Consider the following 26,724-nt stretch of genomic DNA (forward strand, 5'->3'; position numbering starts at 1 on the left):
ATCGCCGATGGTAGTGTGGGGTTTCCCCATGTGAGAGTAGGTCATCGTCAAGATTAAATTCCGAAACCCCAATTGCGAAAGCAGTTGGGGTTTTGTTTTGCCCGCAGGAAAGTTTTTGCTCGCGTCAGCGAGCGCGTTGATGGCTACCATGAGCTTTCGTTCAACAGGAGACTCGCAATGGAGCTCAAGTTCAGCCACGTAGATGTACTGGTCAACAATCTCGAAGATGCCTGCGCTTACTACGCGCAGATTCTCCAAGCCAGGATTTCCCGGACACACGTCTGGGAGCGGGGAGGCTTGCATGTGCGGTACGCGGTTGCGTTAATCGGTCAGGAGCGTTTCATGCTGGTTCAACCGCTGGCCGGAAATCTGCGTGAGCTTTTGGACAGCGCAGGTGAAGGCATGATTTATCGGCACTGTTATTCGACACCGGATATCGAAAAGGCCTATGACGAACTGCTGGCCAAGGGCGTACAGCCGGAAGACGAGAACGGCAAACCGCTGACTCGCGAACACCTGCAATCGCCGTCCGGGACGCGCATCATCTGGCTGCCCAAGCGTTTCGGACACTTCTCGATCGAGATTCTCGAGGAGCGTTCACTGGAGGCGTTCATCGCCGACAGTTTTTCTGCTTGTGATTCGTACTGACTACCCCTTATAAAAACGACTTTCACTTGCGAAAGATAAGGGTGCACGAATGAGCAATGCCTGGAACGAGGGGTATTTCACGGATGAAGGCTACACCTACGGGTATAGCAAGGAAATCAATCCGGTTTTCCAGCGTTATTGTTTGCTGCTGCGTGGTTTTTCCACGCTCGAAAGCACCGACGGCTATCACTGCGAACTGGGTTTTGGTCAGGGCGTCTCGATCAATATCCACGCGGCGGGTAATCCGGGATCTTATGTCGGCACCGACTTTCACCCTGGACAGGCGTCCCATGCCATTGGGCTGGCAAGTGACTGGGGCAGCGATGCGCGACTGTATGACGACAGTTTCGAGCAGTTGCTGGCCCGCACTGACTTGCCACAGTTCGACAGCATCAGCCTGCACGGCATCTGGACCTGGGTCAGCCGCGATAACCACAAGCTGATCGTCGAATTCGTCCGCCGTCACCTGAAACCCGGTGGCTTGCTGTATATCAGCTACAACTGCTTCCCGGGCTGGTCGCCGATGGCCCCGCTGCGCCAATTGTTCAGCTTGCACGACCGGTTCGCCACCCAGGCTTCTGCGCGGCCGGATCAGCGCATCGATGAGGCACTCCAGTTTTCCGCAGCACTGCTGGCGGCCAATCCCAAATATGCCCACTCGGCGCCGGGGCTGGAGGCCAAGCTGCTCAGCATCAAAGACCAGAACCGCCAATACGTTGCCCACGAATACTTCAATCGCGACTGGAATTGCATGTACTTCACCGACGTGGTCGATGCCCTGGCGCCGGCCAAGCTCGACTATGCGACGACAGCCGTGCCGCTGGACTCGGTGGACCCGCTCAACCTGACGGCCGAAGGCATGGACTTCCTGGAGGGAATCGAGCATCCGGTCATGCGCGAGCAAGCACGCGACTATTTCGTGAACCAGAATTTCCGCCGGGATCTGTATGTCCGTGGCGCGAATAGGCTGTCCGCTGCCGAGCACCGCGAGCGCATGCTCAGTACGCGCTTCGTGCTGTTGCAAGCTGCCGACAGCGTGCCGGGGAGTGTCACCGGTCCGGCAGGCGCGGCCACGTTGCAGGCCGAGATCTACGGCCCGGTGCTTGCGGCACTGGCTCACGAAGCCTGTGGGCCGAAGAGCCTGCGTCATTTACTGGATCTGCTGCCGGAGTTGAGCTACGCAGATGTCGAGCAAGCCCTCAACGTATTGATCGGTATGAGCGCCGTGGCACCTTGCCAAAGCGAAGCGGCAGAGAAACTGGTGCAGGCACGCTGCAATACGCTCAACCTGCAACTGTGCAAGCGTTCGCTGTACGGCCCGAAAGTCCAGGTGCTGGTCAGCCCGGTTACCGGTGGCGGCGTAACGGTCAGTCGTTTCCAGCAGTTGTTCCTGATCTCCATCAAGCAGGGCAAAAAGCACCCGGGCGAATGGGCGCAACTGGCATGGGGCATTATCGGCGGGCAGGGAGAAGGGCTGCTCAAGGACGGCAAGGTGCTGACCACCGCCGAAGAAAACCTCGCTGAACTGACCGTGCAGGCCGAGGTGTTTGCCGAGTCGTCGCTAGTGATACTCAAGGCGTTGAAAATCGTGCAGGCGTGACTGAGGACGCTTCCACGTTTGATGGCGCCGCCTCGGGCAGCGCCCTCCCGGTTTCTGGTTGTATCTGGGTGGATCGAATGGAATTATCTGATCTTCAGCACGAAAAGGATGCCTCCATAGAGGAGCAGGTCAACACTGATCGATTGCATCAGTTGTTCCGCCAGTCCGTTTCAGCAGTCATTGGCAGCTATCTGGCAGCGCTCATGTTATGTGGGTTGTGCTGGGATCGTTTTGAACAAAGCTGCATTTTCTGGTGGCTCGGCCTGCTGACGGGGTCCACGCTGCTGCGCATTTCGATGTTTGTAGCCTGGTTTCGTTGCAACGAAAGCGAGCGCACACCCAAGCGCTGGGAGCGAAAATACTGGACGACTCTGGTGCTCTCTGCGGGAATCTGGGGCGTGGGGGCATTGCTGATCATGCCGGCCAACGATCTGTTGGCGCAGGCGCTCGTAATGCTGTTCACGGTCGGAATGTCGGTCAGCGCTGTGTCGTGCTACTCGGCTTATCGCTACATGACGCTGGTTTCAATGGGACTGGTGCTGCTGCCGTGTACATTCTGGTTGCTGTTTCAACCTTCGGCCATGCAGGCAGGCATGGCGTTGGCCGTTCTGGTTTTTGCTTCGTTCGTGGTCCGTGCCACGCGCAAAATGTCCGATGCGCTGGAGGCGGCTTTTCGCCTGACCCGGGAAATGGAGCGGGCGCACAACATTTCACGGCTTGCCGCACAAACCGATGAGCTGACGGGACTGAGAAACCGGAGGGCGTTTTTCGAACGCGCGCAACAGCTGTATGACCAGTGTCGAAAGAACCAGCAGAGCCTGTGCGCCGTGATGCTGGACATGGATCATTTCAAACACATCAATGACACCTATGGCCATCAGGTCGGTGATCGCGTTCTACAGCAAATGGGCAGCATCATTTGCAGCTGTTTTCGCGACACCGATGTCCATGGCCGATTGGGCGGTGAAGAGTTCGCCATTCTGTTGCCGGATACATCGCTCGAGGTTGCGGTGGCATTGCTGGAGAACCTGCTTGTCGCCATGCCCAAAGCCATGACCGGGCCGGTGCATCGCATCACTGCAAGTCTGGGCGTCGCCTCGATGAGCAGCGACGACGCAGACTTGCATAGTTTGATGAACAATGCCGACAAGGCTTTGTATCGCGCGAAGGCGCTTGGGCGTAATCAGATTGCGGTAGCCGAGAAGGCCTGGCCGTTATCGTCTGAAGGCGACAACAGGCCAGCTTTCACTAGCCGGTAACGCATCCTTGCGGTGTTTTGCCGGCAAAGCTGTCGACCAGACTCGCCACGACCATTTCCCCCATTCGTGTGCGTGTCTGAAGGGTTGCGCTGGCTCGGTGAGGTTGCAGCACCACTTGTTCGCTGGCAAACAGGGTTTCGGGCACGTTGGGCTCGTCGACAAATACGTCCAGCGCCGCCCCCGCAATCTCGCCGGCCGTCAATGCTGCTACCAGATCGTTTTCATTGACCAGCTTGCCCCGTGCCACATTGATCAGATAACCCTCTTTGCCCAGCGCCTGCAGTACCGATGCATCAATGATCGCCTCCGCCTTGTCGGCAGCAGCGGCGAGAATCAGCGCATCGCTGTCGCGGGCCAATTGCGTGAGATCGGCAATGAACGTGTGGCTGACATCGCTCATCGGTTGCAGATCGGTGTAACTGATCGGGCAACCAAACGCGGCGGCGCGGGTTGCGACCGCGCGACCGACCCGGCCCATTCCGACGATACCGATACGCATGCCCGACACCTGACGTGCCAGGGGCAGGGGGGCCAATGGCGTCGGACTTTGCGGCCACTGCCCCGAACGCACATAGCGGTCACTGGTGCACAGACCCCGGCACACGGCGATCAGCAAACCGATGGCCAGGTCGGCGACATCTTCGGTCAGCGCGCCGATGGTTGCGGTCACACGGATTCCGCGATCCCTGGCATAAGCCAGATCCACCGCATCGGTGCCCACGCCGTTGACGGCCACCACTTCCAGGTTGGGCATCTGCGCCATCAGTGCCTGGCTGATACCGGTGTGTCCACCCGTGATCACGCCGCGAATGTTGGCACCGTGCGCCTGCATATACGCTTGTTTGTCAGCCTGCTGGAAATAGCGCCGAACCGTGAACAGTTCATCGAGGCGCGCGTTGATCTCGGGAATCAGGATCGGGCTGAGCTGCAAGACTTCTGGTTTCATGTAAACCTCACTTGTGCAAAAAGGAACCGCTCAACCACGGCCGGCAAACGGCATGTTCGTTGCCATGACCGTCATGTTCAGGACGTTGGCCGCCAGTGGCAGCCCGGCGATATAGCGCACGGCGTCGGCGACATGCTTGACGTCGACCATCGGTTCCACGGCGATGGTGCCGTTGGCCTGGCGCACACCTTTGGTCATGCGCACCGACATTTCGGTCAGGGCATTGCCGATATCGATCTGGCTGCAGGCGATATTGAATTCACGACCGTCCAGCGCCAGTGATTTCGTCAGCCCCAGCACCGCATGCTTGCTGGCGGTGTAGGCGCTGCTGAACGGGCGCGGAGTGTGGGCCGAGATCGAACCGTTGTTGATGATTCGCCCCCCTTGTGGTTGCTGACGGCGCATCAGTCCGAACGCGCCACGGGCACAGAGAAAGACCCCGTTGAGGTTGGTGTCGATCACGTTGCGCCATTGCTCGAACGTCAGTTCATCCAGCGGTACGGCGGGGGCATTGACCCCGGCGTTGTTGAACACGACGTCGAGGCGTCCGTAGACTTCAGCAATCGTTGAAAACAGTACATCGACGCTGGCTGGGTCGCGTACGTCAGTGGGGACTGCCAGTGCTTCGTGGCCTTCGCTGGCGGCCAGTTCGACCAGGGCCTGCAACGGTTCGGGTCGGCGTCCGGCCAGGACCAGAGTGTAACCGTCGGCCATCAGGCCAAGAGCCACGGAGCGACCGATTCCGCTGCCGGCGCCGGTGACCAGCGCAACTTTCAGAGGTTGAGTGCTCGACATCTTGTTGTTCTCCTGTCTTCGAATCACTTAAAAGTGTCAACCGCGTTCAGGGCCGTGGGCCGACGCGCATTTTGAGTTGCCCGATGCCGTCGATCCCGGCACTGATGAGGTCGCCTGGCTGCAATACGTCAACGCCTGCCGGGCTGCCGGTCATGATCAGATCACCGGCCTTGAGCGTGACTGACCGGGAAATCCGGCTGATGACTTCACTGATGGACCAGATCTGACTGTCGAGCCTGTCACGCTGGCGTTCTTCGCCATTCACCTTCAGCCACAGTTCGCCGTCGAGGCGACCGGCCCGGGTTACCGGGACAATGGCAGTCATCGGCGCGGCGCCGTCGAACACCTTGGCACCTTCCCACGGCAAGCCGTTGAGCTTGGCCTGCCGTTGCACGTCGCGACGTGTCAGATCGAGACCGGCGGCATAACCCCAGACATAAGCCAGTGCTTCGCTTTCCGGGATATTCGCGCCGCCTTCGCCGATGGCCACGACCAGTTCGATTTCATGAGCGAACTCCTCGGACATTGGCGGGAAGGCCACTTCACCGACAGCGTCCACCACGTTGTTCGCCGGTTTCATGAAGAACACCGGCGGCTGGCGCGGCTGGCCCTGGGTGTCTGGCCACGGGTAATTTCGGCCGACGCAAAACACCCGGCCGACGGGAAAGCGTTGCTCACTGCCGACCACGGGCAAGGTCACGGGCAGATCCGGGGTAAAAACGTATTCGGTCATGTTCATCCTGCTGCAAGTCCTGTTGGTTAGGTCAGGGTACGGCGGCATTCGCTGACGAAGTTGGACGAAAGCCGCCTCGGATTGGAGAAAACGGTGGTTCTGATCTCAGCGTGTTTTCAGTTCGATGCGATACAGACGACCGAGCAGCAACGAGTAGGAGAGGGTGCCGATCAACGCCACGCCGCCAATGAACCAGAAGGCCCAGGCGAACGAACCGGTCGCGTGGACAATCGCGCCAATCACGATCGGGGTGACGATGCCGCCAATGTTCGCGGCCAGGCTGGTGATCCCGCCGGTCAGTCCGATCAGTTCCTTGGGGGCGACTTCCGACACTGCCGCCCAGGACGAGGACGCAATGCCTTGAGCGAAGAAAGCAATCGTCAGCACGGCGATGCAGATCATGTTCGAGTCGGTGAAATTCACCAGAACGATGGACATGCCCAGCATCGACCCGACCACCAGCGGCAACTTGCGGGCGAAAGACATCGAATAGCCGCGACGTATCAGCAAGTCGGAAACGATGCCCGCAAGCAGGATGCCGACCGTCGCACCCACGAACGGCATCACGGCGAAGATCCCGGCCTTGATCGTGGTCAACTGGCGCTCTTCGATCAGGTAGGTGGGAAACCAGGTGAGAAAGAAATACAGCGCCGAAGTACTGGCGAACTTGCCGATGCAAATGGCCCAGACCTGACGATAGCTGAACAACTCCGCGATCTGCCGCCAGTTGAACCGGGTGCGCTCCTGGCTGCTTTTGACCAGTCCGCCGCCGGCCTCGATGTACTGCAATTCTTCCTTGCTGACTTTCTTGCAGTTCAACGGATCGCGATACAGGTACAGCCACGCAATACCAAACACGATGCCCAGTGCGCCGGTGCTGTAGAAGACATGGCGCCAGTCGAAAGTCGTGGCCAGCCACAGCAGGGCTCCGGTGAACATTGCCGTTCCCAGATACTGCCCGCAGACGTAAATGCTGCTGGCCAGTCCGCGTTCCCGCGCCGGGAACCACACCGTCACCGCCCGACTATTGGCGGGGAATGCCGGCGCTTCCATCGCACCGACGGCCAGCCGCAGGCCGAACAGTGAAGCGAATCCCGAAGCGAATCCTTGAAACACCGTGACGGTCGACCAACTGATCAGTGATACGCCGTAAGTGAAGCGAGAACCGAAACGGTCGGCGATGAACCCGGCCGGCACCAGAGCGAGTGCGTAAGTCCAGGCGAAGGCGGAAAAGATCAGGCCCATTTCGATCTTGTCCAGGCTCAGGTCCTTGGCCATGAACGGCGCTGCAATCGAGATGTTCACCCGGTCGATGTAGTTGATGATCGTAGCAATCAGCAGCAGGGACAGCATGAACCAGCGTCGCCGCGATGGCAGTCGCTGGGGGATTGCAGCTTCTCGCTCCGGGGCGATCAAGGGCGGGGCGGTCGTTTGCGAGGTGTGAGAATTCGACATGAGTGGACCTCATTATTGTTAGAAGTGTCGAGTGGTTTGCGGACAGCCGAAGTCATTGCCCGCAGTGTCCGGGGCAAAGCTGTTGAGACTGAAACGGGCCGGCGTCAGACGTTCAGGTACGTCTTTGCGCAGACATCATCGAGGGAAGGTCGGGTGGGGCGGGGAGAGGACGAAGCGGATTCATGACGTGCGCACCTTTGTTTTTGTGATAGAAGATGGGGCTGCATGAGAAGTACAGTGGTCGTACAACATGTTTTAATCAATCCGCTGGTTAGATCGTTTTTTCCGCTGAGACGGCAATGAGAGAAACCTGTCCAAAAAATTCAATCTGATGGATGGGTCTATTTTTCTCGGTTTCTAAATTTATCTATCTGTTTTTTATAGAAAATATTCGAAATTTCGCTTTTTTTCTTTTTGGACAGACGTCCCCTGCGTTGAGGATACAAAAAACGTTTTAGATCCATGTCATCGTATGACTGCTTGATGACGCAGCGACGAACCCTCAAGATGAACCTCGCCGCCACCCCGGCAACGCCAGGACAACCTGCCCACGTACCTGTCGAGGTTCCTCTACACATGTCGTCTCAATGCCGTGTTCCCACCTACGTCATGCAGCAACGCAGCGAAATGATGGATTTCTACATTCGTGACAAAATGGGTCGCCGCGCCGAAACCAGTCCGCATCGACACGAGTATTTTCAGATTCAGATCAACCTCGGCGGCGATACGGTGCAGCACATCGGCAGCGCCGTACGTCCGTTCCCGCGCAATGCACTGGCCTTCATCCTGCCGCATCGCGTGCATGTGATTCCGCATCCGGCGGACAGCAATTTCATGGTGATCAATTTTTCCCAGACCTTTCTGTTGCCGCATTTGCAGTGCGATCCGATGGATCTGGAGGAGGTGTCGATTCTCCTGGCCCCCGAACTGTCGCCGTTCCGCTTTCAGGAACATCTGGACTTCATTCTGGGAGACGAGGACTTCAGCAAGGTCTGCGACCTGATCGAGCAGATGCGCACCTTCGACGAGAACCGTCAGTTTGGAACCCGCGAGATGCTCAAGGGCTTGTTGTTACAACTGGTGGGGCGTGTTTGTCTGCTGTATGCCGAGCCCCTCAAGCGCCTTGCCGAGGAAAATGCGGCGCAGGCCAGCCGGCGTGATGCGTTGAGCAGGATGTTCGAATATCTGCGCAAGAACATTGCCGACCCCGATCTCAATCTGATCAAGGTCGCGGCGGCGACCTACCTGTCGCCGACCTATCTCACGCACTGGTTACGCAAGGAAATTGGCAAAACTTTCACCGAACTGGTGCTCGAACGCAGAATGCATGCGGCACGCAATTACCTGCTCAATGGCACACGGCCGGTGGGTGAGGTGGCAAGGCTGTGCGGCTTTGCAGATGAGGCCTATTTTTCCCGGCGCTTTCGTCAGATCCACGGCCAGCCGCCCGGGCAGTTTCGTCGTCGGCAGCTGGATCCGGACACCCCCCAATCGCCGATAGACCCGTAAGGTTTGTCTGCAAAGGAGCAACGTGCGGGTTTTCAGCGCCGTGACCGGGTGCAGAGGCCCCTAGTGCGACGAAACATAGATCGAGGCGGTGGTGGGGGCGGGTAATGCGTAGGTGGCCTTCATCCATTCGATCTCTGCCTGCGGCGTCCTGCCGAAGAAACGTTTGAACTCACGGCTGAATTGCGACGCGCTTTCGTAGCCGACGCTGAACGCTGCGGTCGAAGCGGACATGTCGTTTCGCAACATCAGTAATCGCGCCTGATGCAGGCGCGTCGACTTCAGGTATTGCATCGGCGAGGTGTCCGTCACGCTGCGAAAGTGCAGGTGGAAGTTGGGCACACTCATGCTCGCTTCTCGGGCGAGCTGCTCGACGTCCAGACGCTCTTGATAGCTGCTGTGGATCTTGCGGATCGCCCGCGTCACCTTGCCGAAGTGTCCCTGACGATTGAGCGCGGCGCGCATGGCGCCACCTTGCGCGCCGGTCAGGATGCGGTAGTAGATTTCCCGCAGCAGTGACGGTCCCAGTATCTGCGCCTCGCCCGGCTTGCTCATCGCTTCCAGAAATCGCAACGTGGAAGCGCGCAACGCATCGTCCATCGGTGAGGCGTACATGTGTCTGGGCTGCGACTGGCTCGGGCCGTGGACTTCATCGACTTGCAGCATCAGTTCACTGGCCAGCTGAAAATCCAGCTGCAGGTAGATCGCGAGCATGGGTTCGTCTTCACTGGCGTCGGTTTCCATGGTGAAAGGCACCGGAACCGACACCACCAGGTAGTGTTGGGCGTCGTAAACGTAGATCTCGTCGCCCAGATAACCGCGCTTCCGGCCCTGGCAGAGAATCACGATCCCGGGGTCGTACAACACAGGCGTGCGGGCCAGTGGCCGATTCGAGCGCAGGAACCGCACGCCTTCCAGCGCGCTGAGGTTGTAGCCCTCGACAGGCGCGAGGGTTTCCATGAGACGCACCATGCGCGCGGTGTCCGGATCTGGCTGACTCATCGTGTTTACCCGTTGACTGCTCAATGATCGGTGGAGCGGGTCAGAGTTTCCCACGCGTCCATCTCGTTGAGGGAGCGTTGCAGTTTTTCCCGAACCAGACTCAGAGCGTCACTGCCCAGGAGCAAATGGGCGGGCGGATTGGCGCTGGCGATGATCTGCAACATCGCTTGCGCGGCCTTTTGCGGATCACCGAGTTGCTTGCCGCTCTTTTCCTCTCGTGCCTTGCGCACCGGGTCGAAGCTGGCGTCATAGTCGGCGATGCTGCGTGGCGTGCGTTGCATCGAGCGACCGGCCCAGTCTGTCCGGAACGAGCCCGGTGCGACCGCAGTCACGAAGATGTTGAAGGGCGCCAGCTCTTTACTCAGGGTATCGGAGATGCCTTCGAGCGCAAATTTGCTGGCGCAGTAGTACGCGATGCCAGGCATGGTGATTGTGCCGCCCATCGACGTGATATTGAGAATATGGCCCGCTCGCCTCTGGCGAAAGAACGGCAGAAACGCCTTGGTCACGGCGACCGCGCCGAACACATTCACATCGAACTGCCGGCGCATGTCTTCAAGCGGCGACTCCTCGAAGATGCCTTCGTGACCGTAGCCCGCGTTGTTCACCAACACATCGACCGGGCCGTGGGTTGCCTCGGCGGTTGCGACGACGCTGTCGATCCGGGCGAAGTCGGTGACGTCCAGCACCACGCCATACGCGTTGTCGATGGACAGCGCCTGAAAGGCTTGCAGGTCGGCTTCGTTGCGCACGGTGCCGATGACGCGGTGACCGGCTGCAAGGGCTTCCCTGGCCAACGCATTGCCGAAACCGCTGCTGGCGCCGGTGATGAAGAGGATTTTCGTATTGTTCATGACGAGCTCCGCAATTCAGGTGTGGCGTCATGGTATCGATCGGCAAAACGCGCACCTATGTCGGTTTGTCTTGCAGCGTTGCCTATTCCTATCAATCGCGGTGAACTTTTAGTGCAGCTTTGCGCATCCAAGCAGATACAGAGCAGACAGCTGACATCAGACAGGGACCGACGATGACATTCCTGATATTCCTTCTAGCCTGCGGGGCTGCGGCAAGCGGCGGGCTTTTTTTCAAACCGGGCGACTGGTACGAGTCGCTGGTCAAACCTGCTTTCACCCCACCCAAATGGGCGTTCCCGATTGCCTGGACGATCATCTATCTGCTGCTCGCTTGGGCTGGCTATCGTCTGACCCTGCTGAACGATAGCGAAAGCGTACTGGCGTTGTGGGCTGCGCAGATCGCTCTGAATACGCTCTGGACGCCGGTATTCTTTGGTGCGCGGCGTATTTTCGCGGGGATGGTCATCATCACTTTGCTATGGCTGGTCGTTGCGGCAATGGTGGTTCTGGCCTTGCGACTGGACCTGATCACCGGGTTGATTCTGTTTCCCTACCTTGCATGGCTGTGTGTGGCGGCCGCGTTGAATTTTTCGATCCTGCGCAGTAATCGGTGAGATGAAACCTCAAGTAAACAAACTCGCAACGTGGTCGGTGGACGAACAGGCACTGGAGCAGATGCGTGACTTCAATCGCAAGCTCGCCCGTTTGCCGCGCTTTCGCATTCGTAATCGCGTCATACCCCGAGTGATTCAGGCGCTGCTGCGCGTCGGGCAAATCGCGGGGGGGCTAAAACTGCGCAAACACGGACTGGTAGCCGAGACTTCCCGCCGGCACTGATGTTTGCCGGTGAACTGGATCCGCTCAGGGATGACACGCTTGAGATGGCTGCGCGCTGGGGCCGGTCAGCCGAGGTAGACGTCAAGCTTCTGCCGGAATGTGCACACGGGGTCATTCATTTTCCGACTGCAATGGCTGACAGCGTGCTTGCGCATAGTCATGCGTGGATTTCGGGCCGGATCAAGCTTGCCCCGGCAGTGCCGGCACAGGCTTGATCCGGAAAACATCGTGAGCCTCGCTCACGCCTGATCCATCGCCTCAATCACCCCCTGATCCTCCCCGAGAAACCCGCCACTCTGATGCTGCCACAACCGCGCATAAGTGCCGTTTCTTGCCAGCAGTTCAGTGTGCGTGCCTTGCTCGATGATCCGTCCTTCATCCATGACAATCAGACGATCCATGGCCGCGATTGTCGACAGTCGGTGGGCGATGGCGATGACGGTCTTGCCCTGCATCATTTCATCGAGGCTTTCCTGAATGGCCACTTCGACTTCGGAATCCAGGGCGCTGGTGGCTTCATCCAGCAACAGGATCGGCGCGTTCTTGAGCATCACCCGGGCGATGGCAATGCGTTGGCGCTGGCCGCCCGACAGCTTGATGCCGCGCTCGCCCACCAGCGTGTCGTAGCCGGTATGGCCTTGTTTGTCGCTCAACTGATTGATGAAGCCGTCGGCCTGGGCGTTGGCGGCGGCCCGCTGGATCTGCGCATCGGTGGCGTCCGGGCGGCCGTAGGCGATGTTGTCGCGGATCGAGCGGTGCAGCAGCGACGTATCCTGCGTGACCATGCCGATGACGCTGCGCAGGCTGTCTTGTGTCACGTGAGCGATGTTCTGCCCGTCGATACGAATCTCCCCGCTATCCACGTCATAGAACCGCAGCAACAGATTGATCAGCGTGGATTTGCCGGCACCGGAACGCCCCACCAGACCGATTTTTTCACCCGCACGGATATTCAGACTCAATCCGTCGATGACCTGGCGTTCACCGTTGTAGTTGAACCCGACATTGTCGAAGGTCACCGCGCCGCCGGAAGGCACCAGCGTGGCGGCGTCCGGGGCGTCTTGCACCTTGGGGCCACGGGTCAGGGTGTCCATGCCGTCCTGCACGGTGCCGATGTTTTCGAACAGTGAAGTCATCTGCCACATGATCCAGTGCGACATGCCGTTGATCCGCAGTGCCATGGCCGTGATCGCCGCCACGGCCCCGGTGCCGACTTCGCCCTGATGCCACAGCCACAGTGCATAGCCGCCTGCGCCCATGATCAGCCCGACCACCAAGGCCTGATTGACGATCTCGAACTGGCTGACCAGACGCATCTGGCGGAAGCCGGTCTGCTTGAAATCCTCCATTGCGGCACGCGCAAAGTGCGCTTCGCGCTTGGAATGCGAGAACAGTTTCACGGTGGTGATGTTGGTGTAGGCGTCTGAAATTCGCCCGGTCATCGACGACCGCGCATGAGCCTGTTCCTGCCCGACTTGCCCCAGACGTGGCACGAAATACACCATGGCCAACCCGAACAGCACGACCCAGGCAATGAATGGCAGCATCAGTTTCAGGTCGAAGCCGCCGGCCAGGGCGATGATCGCAATGAAATACACGCCAATGCCGGGGGCAATCTCGATGACGGTGAACAACACTTCGCGTACGGCCAGCGCCGTCTGCATCACCTTGGTGGTGACCCGACCGGAGAACTCATCGGAGAAGAATGAAAGACTTTGCCGCAGCATCAGCCGATGGAAATCCCAGCGCAGGCGCAGCGGCAGATTGATCGCCAATACCTGGTGCTGAACCATGGTGCGCAACGCCACTAGCCCGATGCTGGTGAGCAACACGATGCCGATCCCCCACAGGACGCGACTCTCCTGGCCGTTCGTATCGCCGCCGGCCTGCCAAGTGGAGAGCAGGTCCACGACTTGTCCCAGAAAGGAAAACAGCCAGGCTTCGTAGATCGACACACTGGCGCTCAGCAGCGCCAGCGCGAGCACATAGCCGCGGGCGCCACGCGTGCAGGCCCAGAGGAATCGCCCCAGGCCGACCGGTGGTGGCGGTAATTCGTCGGGAGGGAAGGGGTCGAGTCTTCGTTCAAACACGCGAAGCATTGTGGGTCTCCGAAATCGTCAGGTTGAGGGGATTCTGCCATTTAACGACGGCCTTGAGGGTTTGCAGGTTCCCGGGAATGCCCTCGTTGAGGGAAAACCCTCATTGCCGGCACTCCGTCGCGTTACTAGCATGAGTCTCGGCAATCGACCCATTCGATGGAGAGCACCATGGCTACCACGCAGACTGACGACAAACGCCCAACCCCCGATCCGGCCGAGGACAACGCGTTTTTCCCTTCGCCGTATTCCCTCAGCCAGTTCACTTCGCCCAAATCCGATCTCAGTGATGCCGAGTACCCCAACCGCTACAAGGGCGGGCGCTGGAAGATCCTGATGATCGGAGCGGACGAGCGTTATCTGTTGACCGACAACGGCACGATGTTCTCCACGGGAAATCATCCGGTTGAAACCTTGCTGCCGATGTATCACCTGGACAAGGCCGGTTTCGGCTTCGATGTCGCGACGCTGTCGGGCAATCCGGTCAAGTTCGAATTCTGGGCCATGCCTTCCGAAGATGCCGAAGTGAAGGGCTTCTACGAGCAATATCGCGACCAGTTCAAGCGTCCACTCAAGTTGTCGCAGGTGATCGAAGAAGCGCTGGGCGAGGACTCCGACTACATCGGCGTGTTCATCCCCGGCGGCCACGGTGCGCTGATCGGCCTGCCGGAAAGCGAGGATGTAAAAAAGGTCCTGCAATGGGCCGTCGCCAAGGACAAATTCGTCATTACTCTGTGCCACGGCCCGGCGGCGTTGCTGGCGGCCGGCCTCGGTGAAACAAAAGACTCGTGCATCTTCAATGGCTACCGGATCTGCGCGTTTCCCGATGCGCTGGACGCGACCACTCCCGATATCGGCTACATGCCCGGCCACCTGACCTGGAAGTTCGGTGAGCAGTTGCAGGCACTCGGTGTGGAAATTACCAACCAGGGGATTTCCGGGGCCACACTTCAGGATCGCAAACTACTGACCGGTGACAGTCCGCTGGCGGGCAACGCGCTGGGCAAACTGGCGGCGGCCGCGCTTCTGAAAGCGGTCACCCCGGAGTGAGCCTCGGGCCTGTCGAGACACTCTTGCGCGCCGCCCTCGACATCGAGGCGGCGTCCACGCTGGTGGCGATCCAGAAGGCCGTTCGCAGTTTCACCGTGGCCTATGGTTACGATCGATTCGTTCTGTTCTCCGCCACCTCGGCGTCGGAGGACGTGGTCGAGCGCATTTATTGGGTGGAAGGCGACTGGTTCGGCGACGGCATCGCTGTCGACGCCCGGACCTACGTTCAGCGCTGCCCCGTGACTCGCCACCTGCTGGACAGTCGCGAATCCTTCTTTTGGAGCAAAGTGCAGGAGGAGAGCGGCGAACTCTATCGGGTGGTTCGCGTCCCAAGTGGGCCTGGCGTGCATGGGTTGCAGATCCCGGTCTTCGGCCCGCAGGGGCTTGAAGGTGCCATGAGTCTGGGAGGTGAGCAGATCGACACTTCTGCGCGGATTCGCCTGGCGTTGGGCATGCTCGCCACGGTGGCGTTTTACTCCGCAAGGCGATTGCTCGAAGCGCCGGTGGACGAGACGGCCGGAAAACTCTCGACCCGCGAGCGCGAAGTGCTGACGTGGGTCGCTGCCGGTCGGCGGCAGGCCGACATCGCCGCCACGCTCGGCTTGTCCGGGCGCACGGTGGAGAATCACCTGCGTTCGGCCCGCCGGCACCTGGGCGTGGCAACCACCGCCCAGGCCGTCAAGATTGCCATTCGCAAGGGTGAAATTAAGGGGTGAGGTTCTCACTCTGGCAGTGTCGTGCTTGAACGGGCGTGCAAAACTCCTATGATGCAAAGGGCCTGCGCCGGCTGACTGCAACCGGTGCCGCCCCCTACGTTTTTTAGAGAGATCGATCCTCGTGGAGTCTTTTCCGGACGCATTGCACGAATCACTCACGACCCAATTCGTTTTCGGTCCGTTCTGCGTCTATCCAGGCAAAAGACTGCTGACCCGAAACGGGGTAGCGGTCGACATCGGCGGGCGGGCGCTGGATCTGTTGATCGCCTTGCTCGAGCAACCGGGGCGCGTGCTGTCCAAGTACGACCTGATCGACAAGGTCTGGCCTGACAGCGTGGTCGCCGAAGGCAGCTTGCGCTTTCACATGACCGGCCTGCGGCGGATCCTCGGCGATGGCGAAGAGGATGCGCGGTACATCGCGACCCAGGTGGGCGTGGGTTATGCCTTCGTCGCGCCGCTTGAGAGAAAACAGACAGGTGTCCAATCGACGCCCGTCGCGGCCCGTGCCGCCGAGGGTGTATGCAGTTTACCGCCACGGGCAAAACTGATCGGCCGCGAAACCGATCTGCAACTGGTCATCGACCATATGCAACACCCGAGGCTGGTCACCATCGTCGGTCCCGGTGGTGTCGGCAAGACCAGCCTGGCCATCGAAGTGGCGCATCGCATCGCCGCCCAGGGTTACGAGCGAGTGTATTTCGTCGATCTGGCCCAAGTGGAAGACTGCGCGCTGGTGCCGTCGGCACTGGCCAGGTCGCTGGAAATCCCGGTGCAGGCTGAAGATCCGATGTTCGTCCTGCTCGCGCATTTGCGTGAGCTGAAACTGATGCTGGTGATCGACAACTGCGAACACCTGATCGACGCGGTGTCGATCATCCTTGAACAGATCAGTGAAGCTGCACCCGATGTTGGTGTTCTGGCGACCAGTCGCGAGCCGCTGCGCGTGCGTGGCGAGTACGTTCACTGGCTCAATCCGCTGGAGTTTCCGAGAGAGCCCCGACACCTTTGCGTGGAAGAATTGCTGGCATTCCCGGCAATCAAACTGTTTGTCGAGCGGGCATCGTCGAGTAACGCCGCGCTGTTGCTGGAAGCAGGCGGCGGACAAATGATCGCGGACATTTGCCAGCGCCTGGAGGGCATGGCGCTGCCGATCGAACTGGCGGCGATGCGGGTCGCCAGCCACGGCCTGAAAGCCACCCATGCGTTGCTCGGTGAACGGTTTTCACTGGGCTGGTCGGGCCGCAGGACGGCGGTGCCGCGGCATCAGACGCTGCGGGCGATGCTCGACTGGAGCTATGACTTGCTGTCGCCGCCGGAACGTCTGGCGCTGGAGCGGCTCTCGGTGTTCGTCGGGCCGTTCTCTCAGGAGGCGGCGTCCCAGGTCATTGCCGATTCCCGACTCGACAGCGCTGTGGCGGCAGCCATTCTCGATGATCTGGTGTTCAAGGGACTGGTCGCGGTCGATCACAGCGATTCGACGGACTCATATCGTTTGCTGGAAATGACCCGTGCCTACGCCAGGGAAAAACTGGCGGTGCGGGGAGATCCCGAGGTCAATGCCCTGGCGTTCAGGCACGCGGCGTTTTACATGGACCTTCTCGGGCATCTGGGCATTGCCCCCGACGAGATCTTCCGCAATTCGGCGCGCCTTGCCAGTCAACTGGGCAACGTACGCAGTGCGCTGGAGTGGAGCTTCGGGCCGCAGGGGGACCCTGGTCTGGCGTTGCCTCTGGCCGCAGCGAGCGCGCCGTTGTTCCTGCATTTTTCATTGCTGGTCGAGTGCCGGACCTGGTGTTCCCGGGCAATGGAGCTGCTTGAGCTCGGTTATTACGGCACACCCACCGAAATGGAGTTGCAAGCCGCACTGGGGCTGGTGCTGATGTTCACCCGAGGTAACAGTGAAGCCGCCGAAAAAGCCTTGCTCCGGGCGCAGGACATTGCCGTTGCATTGAACGACTACGGCTCACAGCTGAGGTTGCTGGGCCGGTTGCAGATTTTCTACGAACGTATCGGCGATTTCCCTTCATCGCTGGCCTGGGCGGAACAGGCGGCCGTGGTCGGCAACATTTTGAACGAGCCGGCCGCCATCGCGATTGCTTCGTCACTGACCGGCATCTCCCATCATTTGCTGGGCAATCAGCGTCTTGCCCGTCAAGAGCTGGAAAGCTCTCTGCGCAACAGCTTGCCATCGCATCCCAGCAACACGATTTACTACGGCTTCGATCACCGCAATCGCACCGGCCTGGGATTGGCGCGCGCACTGTGGCTGCAGGGCTATCCCGATCAGGCCAGGCACTGGACCGGGCAGATAGAGAGCGAAGCTTCGGCGTTGCAGCATCCTGTCACTTACTGCATCGCGATGGTCTGGATCCTGTGCATTGATATCTGGACCGGTGATCTGGAGAAGGCGTCAGCCAGTCTGGAACGGTTCAGCGCCATCGCCGAAACCAACGCGCTCGACCCCTACATTGCCGCCGCACATGGATTGCGAGCGGCTATCGCGATCCGTGCCGGGCAGCCGGGGGATGCCGTTGTCATGCTGGAGCAAAGCCTGGCGCGGCTGCGAGGCATGCGCTACGAATTGCTCACGACGTCTTTTGAAATTTCGCTGGCCGAAGGCCTGATTCTGGAGGGGCAACACGCAAAGGCTTTGGCCCTGCTGGACCGCACCATCCACCATTGCCGGCAAAGCGGTGATGCCTTCGCGTTGCCGGAGCTTTTACGCATCAGGGCCGGGACGCTCAAGGCCATCAATGGCGACGATGTTCAGGCAATCCAGGTCATTCTCGAGGAATCCATCGCGCTGAGCCGGGAGCAGGGCGCATGGGCGTGGGAGCTGAGGTCATCGATGGATCTGGCCAGACTCTGGCTTGAACAGGGGCATCCGGATCAGGCCAGGACCTTGCTTGGTGCCTGCCGCGATCAGGCTTCGGAGGGTTTCGACACCCTTGATCTGCGACGGCTGGAAAGCTTCTGGCAGAGTCTGCCCGTCAAGCACGGGTAATCAGGGCTGCCATTTTCACCAGCTCTGCCAGCGAACGGGCTTTCATCTTGCGCATGACCTTGCCGCGATGGGCCTTGACCGTGATCTCGCTGATATTGAGATCGGCGGCAATCAGTTTGTTCAGACGCCCGCTGACGACCGAGGCCATGATTTCCTGTTCACGGGGCGTCAGGGTCTTGTAGTCCGCGAGCAATGAACGAAGGTTCTTTTCGCCTTCCAGCGCAGCGCGGCTGCTTTCAAGCGCATCGGCCATGGCGGTGAGGATCACATCGTCGTTGAAGGGCTTGGTCAGAAACTCCACGGCCCCGGCCTTGAAGGCCCGAACCGTGCGCGGAATGTCACCGTAGCCGGTGATGAAGATGATCGGCATGTTGTAGCGTTCATCCGCGAGAGATGTTTGCAGGTCTAGGCCGCTCAGGTCGGGCAGATTGATATCCAGCACCAGACAACTGGGCACCAGCACCCGGGGCGTGTCGAGAAAGTCCTGTGCAGACTCGAATAGCCGTGGCTGCCAGCCAGCGAAGCGGATCATCAGTTCCAGCGACTCGCGCACGGAAATGTCGTCGTCTACAACGAAAACGACGGGCGTGACATCACTCATCGGTAATGCTCCGTGTGAAAGGGCCAATGCGTCGTTCGAGTTCAACATGTCGATTCCTTTTTTGTTCGGCTTCACGCTCAATCCAGAGGCAGGGCGGCGCTCAGGGCCTTGAGCAGTTGCGCTTCGCTGAAAGGTTTGAACAGGCACTCTATCGCACCGTGACTCAGCAGCTTCGCCTGTTCGCTGGCATCGCTGTGAGCGGTGATGAAAATGACCGGAATGCGGTAGCCGCGACGCAGCAATTCCCTGTGCAGATCAGGCCCCGACATGCCCGGCATGGCCACGTCAAGAATCAGGCAATGAGTCAGATCCAGATAGGGCGATGCCAGAAAGGCCTGCGCCGAGGCGAACGCCTGCACGGCGAAGCCGAACTCCTTGATCAGGTCAGGCAGTGATTCACGAACCGATTCGTCGTCATCGACCACCGATACGAGCAAATGCGTACCCATCAATCATTCTCCACGGTGCGATCGGCGAGGTCGCGGTTATCGGTTTGCAGCAAGTCCGTCGAATGCGGGATGGCAAAGGTAAACGTCGTACCCGGGCCGTCGTTGGCGGTGGCCCAGAGTTTGCCGTCGTGGCGCTCGATGATCGAGCGGCTGATGGACAAGCCGACACCCATGCCCGAGCTTTTGGTGGTGTAGAAGGCATTGAAGATTCGCTCGATGTCCTGCGGATCGACGCCGTTGCCACTGTCCTTCACCGCCAGGTAAACGCTCTCGTCCGCCCCAAGCCCGGTGCTGACGATCAATTGCCGGGGCCGGCCGTGAATCGCGCTCATGGCCTCGGCGGCATTCATGATCAGGTTGAGGATCACCTGCTGAAGCTGGACCCGGTCGCCCCTGACCAGCGGCAGGGCTTCGGCAAATTGCGGGTGCAGCACCACGCCGTTGCGTTGCAGCTCGCCCAGCAGCATGGCGATGACTTCCCGTGCCGCGTCATTCAGATTGACGTTTTCAAGGGTGATGCTTTTTTTTGAGAACAGCGCCCGCAATCGATTAATCACGTCAGCCGCGCGGTTACCGTCGCGAATGGTGCGCCGTGCTGTTTCCCTGGCGCCATCGATATTCGGCGGGTCGGCGCCGAGCATGCGCAGGCAGGTGCTGGCGTTGGTGATGATGCCGGCCAGCGGTTGATTGACTTCGTGGGCAATCGACGCCGTGACCGCGCCAAGGCTGGCGACCCTGGCCAGGTGCGTCAGTTCCGAGCGCGCCTTGCTCAAGACCTCTTCGGCGAGCCGGCGCTGGGTAATGTCCTGCAGGGCGGCGATGTACTCGAAGCCGTCCGGCGCATGGGGGATCGAGTGCGCCACCAACCGTACGTACTTCACCGTGCCGTCGGGCATCAGCAGCCGGTGCTCATGTTCGAAATCACGCCCCTTGCGGCGCTGGCGCTTGATCATTTCCCGATGGCTGGAGATGTCGTCCGGATGTACGCGGCGATAGATCGCATCGAAACCGGGTGGTGTGTCCGGGTCCAGTTCAAGGATGCGATAGACCTCGTCCGACCAGGTGATTTCATCGGTGCTTACTCGCCAGGAAAACGTGCCGGTGGCGCTCAGGCGTTGGGCCTTGGCCAGAAAGACTTCCGCCCGTTTGCGGTCTTCGATGTCGGTGTTTTCGCCATACCAGCGCACGACGCGCCCCGTGTCATCGCGCTGGGGTACGGCGCGGATCAGAAACCAGCGGTAAATCCCGTCGAAGCGCTTCAGTCGGGCCTCGTATTCACCGGCGCTACCCGATTGCAGGATCCCTTGCCAATAACCCGCGAGGCCCGGGGCATCGTCCGGATGAATCGACGCCGTCCAGCCGTTGCCGCAAGCCTGTTCGAGGGACATGCCGGTGTAATCGCACCAGCGTTGGTTGACGAAGCCGACGTTGCCTTCCGGCGAGGCGCTCCAGACAAAACCGGGAACGGCGTCGATGATCCCGCGCAGACGTTCTTCCGACGCGCTGACTTCGGCCAGGGCACTGGCGATCAAGGCCTTGTCCCTGCGGCGCTCATCGATATCGACCTGCAACACGCACCAGCGCGTGATGGTGCCTTCGCTGTCTCTGATCGGCAGGCCGCGCACATGGAACCAGCGATAGACACCGTCGGCGCGGCGAATCCGGTGCTCGTTTTCATAGGGCGTGCCGGTACTGACCGAGTGCATCCAGGCAGCGATGACCGAGGGCAGGTCGTCCGGGTGCACGGTCTCGCTGGCCTGCCAGTTTTTCAGTTCATGGAGTGGGGAGCCGATGTACTCCATGATTTGCCGGTTAACCTGTTCCAATTCACCGGACGGCGTCATGAAAGCGACCATGGCCGGGATGCTGTCGATGATCGAGTCGATCCCTGGCGCCGGCATGACCGCATCACCCGCGCGGCCTGGACCGTCCTCGATGACGCGCTCGCGCTCGTTCGTCATACCGATTCTCATTGTGCAGTCACCGTTGAACAAAGATGCGCCTTCTGATGGCACTCGCCCATCATACTTTGGTGTCGCCTGTTGCGAATATCAGCCGCCGTTGCGCATTGCGATGCGCATCACAGGGCGCCCGGTGCTTTTGTAAGCCACTGTATCTACGGCCTCCCGTGCCACACAAGCATGCAAACCGGACTGTTCGCGAAACCGCGTGGATACATCGCCTGCCCACCATTGGCCCTGGTTTCAACGTCCTTTGACGATTGAATGAATGCAACGTGGCGTATCCGGATCTGCCTCAGAACGGACCGTCCCTGTAACAGGCGAAATCATTATGAAAGCGGTGATCATGCAGGCCTTTGGCGGCCCCGAAGTCTTGACGGTGCAAGACATCCAACTGCCAGAACCGGGACCCGGACAGGTGCTGGTCAAGGTGAAGGCAGCGGGTGTCAATTTCATGGACACGGGCGTGCGACGCGGGCTCGGTGCAGCCTGGGAGCTGCCGATGACACTCGGTGTGGAAGGCGCCGGCATTGTCCTGGCAACCGGTCCGCAAGTGGCGGAGTTCGTTGCCGGTGACCGCGTGGCCTGGCACTACGTGCCCGGTAGCTACGCCGAAAAAGTGCTCGCACCGGTCAGCCAGTTGGTGCCGTTGCCTGACGATATCGACTTCGCCACCGCCGCCAGCTTGATGATGCAGGGCCTGACCGCCAGCAATCTGGTGGACAAGGTGCATGCGATCCAGCCGGGCGACGTGGCCTTCGTCCACGCTGCAGCGGGGGGCGTGGGGCTGCAGCTGACCCAGATGATCAAGCTGCATGGCGGCAAGGTCATCGGCCGGGTTTCGCAGGCCGACAAGGTCGACGCGGTACTCGCGGCGGGGGCTGATTACGTGGTAATCGGACGGGCGCACAACATCGCCGGTCAGGTCCTGCGTCTGACCGAAGGCCAGCGCGTGAACGTGGTCTACGACGGCACAGGGTCGGAGGGCTTTGCAGACTCTTTGAGTCTGCTGGATTACTTCGGCACCCTGGCGCTGTATGGGCCGTTCATGAACCCGATCCCGCCGATCGATATCTTCAGCGTGCCGCGCAGCATCAAGCTGACGTATCCCTCGGTCATGCACTACGTGCGCGAGCGCGAAGTCTTGCTGGAAAAATCCCGGCAATTGTTCGCATGGGTCGGCGCCGGCAAACTGAAAACCGTCATCGGCAAGCGCTATTCACTGGAAGAGGCCGGACAGGCTCATCGCGATATCGAGTCGCGCAACACCACGGGCAAGCTGATCATTGTTCCGTAGTGCGTCGTTGCCCAGTGCCGCGCCAGATCAGCAGGGCCGCCAACACCTGGCTACCGGCGAAAAACGTGAACAGGTGTTGTGCGGTCCATCCGGCATCCAGCAGAAACCCGGCGACCACCGGCGATATGATCGCCCCCAGACGCCCGGTCGCCAGCACCACGCCGACGCCGGTCGTACGGACCGACGTGCAGAACGCTTGAGGGGCCAAAACATACAGAGCCGCGACTGCACCATTGAGCATCAGCCCCAGCGTGACCGCCACGAGTGTCGCCAGACCGGGGACGCGCGTGGCCGGCAGCATCAGTGGCAGCAGGGCGGCGTTGAGCAGCAGAAAACCCGACAGCAAACGTCGGCAACCGTAACGATTGGCCGCCAGACCCAGAAGCAGGGCGCCGAGCATGCCACCCAGCGCCAACAGCATCCCGATCCGGGCGCCTTGTTGGTCGGTAAAGCCATTGTCGACCAACAGGGCCGGCGTCCAGCTCATCACGAAGTAAAAGCAGAACATCAACAGAAAGAGTGCCAGTGCCAGCGATAGAGTCTGTTGCCACTGACCGGGCGAAAACGGCCGGTTAGCGATGTACGGCGACAGTGGAGAAATAGGCGCGTGGTGTTCAAGTGCCAGAAATGACGGCGATTCTCGCAGCCAGAAGACACCGACCAATGCCGCCGCCAGCGTGATGCAACCCCCGGCCAGAAAGACATACCGCCAGCCCATCAAATCATTGAGTACATGCGCCAGCACACCGCCCAGACTGGCACCCATGGCAAAGGCGAGGGATTGCAATGCGATCGCCAGATTGCGTCGCTGCGGGCCAGCGTGTTCGAACGTCAGCACGTTCGCCCCCACCAGCACCGCCCCCGTGCCGATACCGGTCAACAGTCGCAAGAGCATCAATACGTGATGATCCGGACTCCAGAACGACAGCAACATACCCAGGCCACTGAGCAGCAGGCCGGCGAGCAGTAACGGCCTGCGCCCGAAGCGGTCGGCCCTGGGCGCGGCCAGCAGCGAACCGAGCGCCATGCCGACCAGGCTTGCGCTCAACAACAGGCCCAGTTGCGCGCCGTTCAATGCCCACTCCGCCGCAACCCGGCTGGCGGTGAAGGCCATGGCCATCACGTCCAGCCCGTCGATCACGTTGAACAGCATGCACAGCCCGATCACCCACCACTGAGACGAGGTCGATGCCGCACTGCTCAGGCGTTCGAGCGCTGTTTCCCCACGCATCCGCAATCCTTGTTCAGGTCTGTCATTTAATTGGGCCGTTTCCCCGCCGCATTCTGCCCGTTAAGCGCTGCTGAATTCGAGCGCGATTTTGCGCGCCAGGCCTGCGCGTCATACCAAGGTATCGACCGACACCATCGTGTAATCGCCCCGGTGCCAGCGCGGTGGTCTGATCCGATTGGCGATGCCTTTCGAATAATGACTACAAGGAGATTCATCATGGTTGCGGTTTCGTCCGGTCTTACCTGGCGCCATTGTCTGGCGTCATCCATCAAGGGAAGCGTGTTCGGCCTTGCCGTACTCGCTGGCGGCAGCGGCGTCTGGGCCGCGGATCCGTCGCAAGCCATTCGCCCGTACACCATTCATGTGGACGAAGCGAAGCTGAGCGACCTGCGCAAACGCATCGCCGACACCCGCTGGCCGGACAAGGAAACGGTCAGCGACGTGTCCCAGGGAGTGCAACTGGCGCAGGTCCAGGCGTTGGTGAAGTATTGGGGCGACGGCTACGACTGGCGCAAGGCCGAAGCGAAGCTCAATGCCTTGCCGGAGTTCGTGACCACCATCGACGGCGTCGACATCCAGTTCATCCATGTGCGTTCGCGCAATCCCAATGCGATGCCGCTGATCCTCACCCACGGCTGGCCGGGTTCGCAGTTCGAATTCCTCAAGACCATCGGCCCGCTGACCGATCCCGTAGCCTATGGCGGCAAGGTCGAAGACTCGTTCGATGTGGTGATCCCGTCGATTCCCGGCCATGGTTTCTCCGGCAAACCGACCGAACTCGGCTGGGGCCCTGACCGGGTGGCGAAGGCCTGGGATGTGTTGATGAAACGCCTGGGTTACAGCCATTACGTGTCCCAGGGTGGCGATCATGGTTCGGTGATTTCCGATGCTCTGGGTCGTCTGGCACCGCCCGGTCTGTTGGGCATCCACCTGAACATGCCGGCCACCGTGCCGCCGGAACTGGTCAAGCCGATCAACAGCGGCGACCCGGCACCGGCAGGGCTGACTGCGCCGGAGGTGACGGCCTTCAATTCGCTCAGCCAGTTCTTCGGTCGCAACGCTGCTTACGGCGCAATGATGGTGACCCGGCCGCAAACAATCGGTTATCTGCTGGCCGACTCGCCCGCCGGCACGGCAGCGTGGATGTATGAAAAATTCGCGGCGTGGACCGACAGCGGCGGTCAGCCCGAGAAAGTCCTGAGCCGCGATGAAATGCTCGACGACATCAGCCTGTACTGGCTGACCGACAGCGGGGCGTCGTCCTCCCGTTTCTATTGGGAGAACAACAACAATAACTTCAGCGCCGCCGCGCAGAAGACCGCCGACATCAAGGTGCCGGTGGCGATCACCGTGTTCCCCCACGAAATCTACCGTGCGCCGAAAGTCTGGTCGCAGCGCGCCTATCCGTCGCTGGCCTACTTCAGCGAAGTCGGCAAGGGCGGTCACTTCGCGGCATGGGAGCAGCCGCAATTGTTCAGCGAAGAACTGCGCGAAGCCTTCCGGCCACTGCGCGCGGCTGCGCAGAAAACCGCTGCGCAGGCAGCGCGCTGACCCTTCAATGCGCCATCCCTTCAACCCCAAGCCCGGAACCGCCGCCCGGCGGTTCACGAGGGAGACTCGGCATGATTGACTCTAACGCTGTAACCCCATCCCGGCGCGTGCTCGCTGTTTCGATGCTGGCACTTGCGCTGGGCATCGCTTCGGCACACGCCAGCGCCGCCGAAGTGCGCGCCGGCAAGATCGACGCCATTACCCCCGGCACCCACGTTTCCTTCGGCGCGCTGAAACACGTCAAGGCCGGACTGCTGGACGTGTCCTACGCCGAAGTCGGTCCCGCCGACGGTCCGGTGGTCATCCTGCTGCACGGTTGGCCCTACGATATTCACAGCTACACCGACGTGGCGCCGGCGCTGGCGCAGAAGGGCTATCGGGTGCTGATTCCTTACGCGCGCGGTTATGGCGACACGCGCTTCCTGTCTGCCAAAACCGTGCGCAACGGTCAGCCGGCGGCGCTGGCGAAGGATCTGATCGACTTCATGGACGCCCTGAAAATCAAGCAGGCCGTGCTCGGCGGTTATGACTGGGGCGCGCGCACCGCCGACATCGTTGCTGCGCTTTGGCCCGAGCGGGTGAAAGCGCTGGTGGCGGTGAGCGGTTACCTGATCGGCAGCCAGGAAGCGGGCAAGACGCCGCTGCCACCCGCTGCAGAGTTGCAGTGGTGGTATCAGTTCTACTTTGCGACCGAACGCGGTCGCCTGGGCTACGAAAAGAACACCCATGACTTCGCCAAACTGATCTGGCAGCTGGCCTCGCCGAAGTGGAACTTCGACGACGCGACCTACGACCGCAGCGCCGTCGCGTTGCAGAACCCGGATCACGTCGCCGTGTCGATCTTCAACTACCGCTGGCGCCTGGGGCTGATCAAAGGCGAAGCGCAATACGATCCGCTGGAGAAAAAACTGGCGGCATTCCCCTCGATCGGCGTGCCGACCATCACCCTCGAAGGCGACGCCAATGGCGCGCCGCACCCACCGGCCGAGGCCTACGCCAAACGCTTCACCGGCAAATACGAATACCGGCTGATCAGCGGCGGCATCGGCCACAACCTGCCGCAGGAAGCGCCGCAGGCGTTCGCTCAGGCGGTGATCGATGCTGATCATCTCTGATTGTTGGCCGAAGGGGAT

At 60.4% G+C, this 26,724-nt stretch carries 24 protein-coding genes and 1 pseudogene; 13 read left to right on the forward strand and 12 right to left on the reverse strand.

The window, feature by feature from the left end; translation table 11 throughout:
* Positions 1–258: hypothetical protein (locus tag CAF63_RS28900; protein ID WP_218191769.1), on the reverse strand; the 258-nt coding region annotated here is incomplete at its 3' end.
* On the opposite strand from CAF63_RS28900, the gene CAF63_RS20135 reads away from it, so the two are divergent.
* The 3 genes from CAF63_RS20135 (at position 178) to CAF63_RS20145 (ending at position 3,507) form a co-directional block, all read left to right on the forward strand.
* Positions 178–648 (forward strand): VOC family protein, encoded by a 471-nt coding sequence (locus CAF63_RS20135; protein WP_085688101.1) that lies wholly within the window; start codon positions 178–180, stop codon positions 646–648. The genes CAF63_RS28900 and CAF63_RS20135 overlap by 81 nt on opposite strands.
* Positions 649–697: 49 nt before the next feature.
* Complete coding sequence (locus CAF63_RS20140) at positions 698–2,248, forward strand: class I SAM-dependent methyltransferase (protein ID WP_085688103.1); 1,551 nt, start codon at positions 698–700, stop codon at positions 2,246–2,248.
* A gap of 77 nt (positions 2,249–2,325) precedes the next feature.
* The gene (locus CAF63_RS20145; protein ID WP_085688105.1) at positions 2,326–3,507 is read left to right on the forward strand and encodes a GGDEF domain-containing protein; all 1,182 of its coding nucleotides are present in this window, start codon (positions 2,326–2,328) and stop codon (positions 3,505–3,507) included.
* Here CAF63_RS20145 and CAF63_RS20150 read toward each other — a convergent pair.
* The 4 genes from CAF63_RS20150 to CAF63_RS20165 form a co-directional block, all read right to left on the reverse strand.
* Complete coding sequence (locus CAF63_RS20150) at positions 3,497–4,453, reverse strand: 2-hydroxyacid dehydrogenase (RefSeq protein WP_085688107.1); 957 nt, start codon at positions 4,451–4,453, stop codon at positions 3,497–3,499. The two genes, CAF63_RS20145 and CAF63_RS20150, sit on opposite strands and share 11 nt — an antisense overlap.
* A gap of 30 nt (positions 4,454–4,483) precedes the next feature.
* A complete protein-coding gene (locus tag CAF63_RS20155; RefSeq protein ID WP_085688109.1) occupies positions 4,484–5,248 on the reverse strand; it encodes an SDR family oxidoreductase in 765 nt (254 codons plus the stop codon).
* A 46-nt stretch (positions 5,249–5,294) separates the two neighbouring features.
* Positions 5,295–5,987 carry a fumarylacetoacetate hydrolase family protein gene (locus CAF63_RS20160; RefSeq protein ID WP_085688111.1) on the reverse strand — a complete coding sequence of 231 codons (693 nt, stop codon included), beginning with the start codon at positions 5,985–5,987 and terminating at the stop codon, positions 5,295–5,297.
* A 99-nt stretch (positions 5,988–6,086) separates the two neighbouring features.
* Positions 6,087–7,436, reverse strand: a complete 1,350-nt coding sequence (locus tag CAF63_RS20165) for an MFS transporter (RefSeq protein ID WP_085688114.1) — start codon at positions 7,434–7,436, stop codon at positions 6,087–6,089.
* Positions 7,437–8,012: 576 nt separating this feature from the next.
* On the opposite strand from CAF63_RS20165, the gene CAF63_RS20170 reads away from it, so the two are divergent.
* Positions 8,013–8,945: an AraC family transcriptional regulator gene (locus CAF63_RS20170; protein ID WP_085688116.1), complete on the forward strand. Its 933-nt coding sequence runs from the start codon at positions 8,013–8,015 to the stop codon at positions 8,943–8,945.
* Positions 8,946–9,005: 60 nt separating this feature from the next.
* On the opposite strand, the gene CAF63_RS20175 is transcribed toward CAF63_RS20170, so the two are convergent.
* The gene (locus CAF63_RS20175) at positions 9,006–9,944 is read right to left on the reverse strand and encodes an AraC family transcriptional regulator (protein WP_085688117.1); all 939 of its coding nucleotides are present in this window, start codon (positions 9,942–9,944) and stop codon (positions 9,006–9,008) included.
* A 20-nt stretch (positions 9,945–9,964) separates the two neighbouring features.
* Complete coding sequence (locus CAF63_RS20180; RefSeq protein ID WP_085688118.1) at positions 9,965–10,798, reverse strand: oxidoreductase; 834 nt, start codon at positions 10,796–10,798, stop codon at positions 9,965–9,967.
* 173 nt (positions 10,799–10,971) lie between these two features.
* On the opposite strand from CAF63_RS20180, the gene CAF63_RS20185 reads away from it, so the two are divergent.
* The 3 genes and pseudogenes from CAF63_RS20185 to CAF63_RS20195 form a co-directional block, all read left to right on the forward strand.
* The gene (locus CAF63_RS20185) at positions 10,972–11,412 is read left to right on the forward strand and encodes a TspO/MBR family protein (RefSeq protein WP_085688119.1); all 441 of its coding nucleotides are present in this window, start codon (positions 10,972–10,974) and stop codon (positions 11,410–11,412) included.
* A 1-nt stretch (position 11,413) separates the two neighbouring features.
* Entirely contained in the window at positions 11,414–11,635 is a 222-nt protein-coding gene (locus CAF63_RS20190; protein WP_085688120.1) for a hypothetical protein, read from the forward strand.
* Positions 11,617–11,850, forward strand: a pseudogene (locus CAF63_RS20195) (alpha/beta hydrolase); the annotation flags it as partial. The gene CAF63_RS20190 and the pseudogene CAF63_RS20195, both read left to right, overlap by 19 nt.
* Positions 11,851–11,874: 24 nt before the next feature.
* Here CAF63_RS20195 and CAF63_RS20200 read toward each other — a convergent pair.
* Positions 11,875–13,734 carry an ABC transporter ATP-binding protein gene (locus CAF63_RS20200; protein ID WP_085688121.1) on the reverse strand — a complete coding sequence of 620 codons (1,860 nt, stop codon included), beginning with the start codon at positions 13,732–13,734 and terminating at the stop codon, positions 11,875–11,877.
* A 168-nt stretch (positions 13,735–13,902) separates the two neighbouring features.
* Between CAF63_RS20200 and hchA the strand changes: the two genes are divergently transcribed.
* The 3 genes from hchA to CAF63_RS20215 all read left to right on the forward strand — a co-directional run bounded on the left by hchA (position 13,903) and on the right by CAF63_RS20215 (position 18,501).
* A complete protein-coding gene (gene hchA, locus CAF63_RS20205; protein WP_085688122.1) occupies positions 13,903–14,781 on the forward strand; it encodes a glyoxalase III HchA in 879 nt (292 codons plus the stop codon).
* A 23-nt stretch (positions 14,782–14,804) separates the two neighbouring features.
* Complete coding sequence (locus CAF63_RS20210; RefSeq protein ID WP_256574535.1) at positions 14,805–15,497, forward strand: PA1136 family autoinducer-binding transcriptional regulator; 693 nt, start codon at positions 14,805–14,807, stop codon at positions 15,495–15,497.
* A 121-nt stretch (positions 15,498–15,618) separates the two neighbouring features.
* Positions 15,619–18,501 carry a winged helix-turn-helix domain-containing protein gene (locus CAF63_RS20215; RefSeq protein ID WP_085688129.1) on the forward strand — a complete coding sequence of 961 codons (2,883 nt, stop codon included), beginning with the start codon at positions 15,619–15,621 and terminating at the stop codon, positions 18,499–18,501.
* Here CAF63_RS20215 and CAF63_RS20220 read toward each other — a convergent pair.
* The 3 genes from CAF63_RS20220 to CAF63_RS20230 form a co-directional block, all read right to left on the reverse strand.
* Complete coding sequence (locus CAF63_RS20220) at positions 18,488–19,102, reverse strand: response regulator transcription factor (RefSeq protein ID WP_085688131.1); 615 nt, start codon at positions 19,100–19,102, stop codon at positions 18,488–18,490. The genes CAF63_RS20215 and CAF63_RS20220 overlap by 14 nt on opposite strands.
* A 77-nt stretch (positions 19,103–19,179) precedes the next feature.
* Positions 19,180–19,551, reverse strand: coding sequence for a response regulator (locus tag CAF63_RS20225; protein ID WP_085688133.1), 372 nt, complete (start codon positions 19,549–19,551; stop codon positions 19,180–19,182).
* A complete protein-coding gene (locus CAF63_RS20230; protein WP_256574536.1) occupies positions 19,551–21,512 on the reverse strand; it encodes a PAS domain-containing sensor histidine kinase in 1,962 nt (653 codons plus the stop codon). Before CAF63_RS20230 ends, CAF63_RS20225 begins: the two co-directional genes overlap by 1 nt.
* Positions 21,513–21,843: 331 nt before the next feature.
* Here CAF63_RS20230 and CAF63_RS20235 point away from each other — a divergent pair, with 331 nt between their 5' ends.
* Positions 21,844–22,809: a quinone oxidoreductase gene (locus CAF63_RS20235; protein ID WP_085688137.1), complete on the forward strand. Its 966-nt coding sequence runs from the start codon at positions 21,844–21,846 to the stop codon at positions 22,807–22,809.
* Here the strand turns inward: CAF63_RS20235 and CAF63_RS20240 are convergent.
* Positions 22,796–24,040 carry an MFS transporter gene (locus CAF63_RS20240; protein ID WP_085688139.1) on the reverse strand — a complete coding sequence of 415 codons (1,245 nt, stop codon included), beginning with the start codon at positions 24,038–24,040 and terminating at the stop codon, positions 22,796–22,798. The genes CAF63_RS20235 and CAF63_RS20240 overlap by 14 nt on opposite strands.
* 216 nt (positions 24,041–24,256) lie before the next feature.
* On the opposite strand from CAF63_RS20240, the gene CAF63_RS20245 reads away from it, so the two are divergent.
* Complete coding sequence (locus CAF63_RS20245; RefSeq protein ID WP_085688141.1) at positions 24,257–25,591, forward strand: epoxide hydrolase family protein; 1,335 nt, start codon at positions 24,257–24,259, stop codon at positions 25,589–25,591.
* Between the two features lie 71 nt (positions 25,592–25,662).
* Positions 25,663–26,706 (forward strand): alpha/beta fold hydrolase, encoded by a 1,044-nt coding sequence (locus CAF63_RS20250; RefSeq protein ID WP_085688143.1) that lies wholly within the window; start codon positions 25,663–25,665, stop codon positions 26,704–26,706.
* Positions 26,707–26,724: the final 18 nt, after the last annotated feature.

The sequence above is a fragment of the Pseudomonas sp. B20(2017) genome, from assembly GCF_002113125.1.
In the GTDB taxonomy this organism is placed as follows: Bacteria; Pseudomonadota; Gammaproteobacteria; order Pseudomonadales; family Pseudomonadaceae; genus Aquipseudomonas.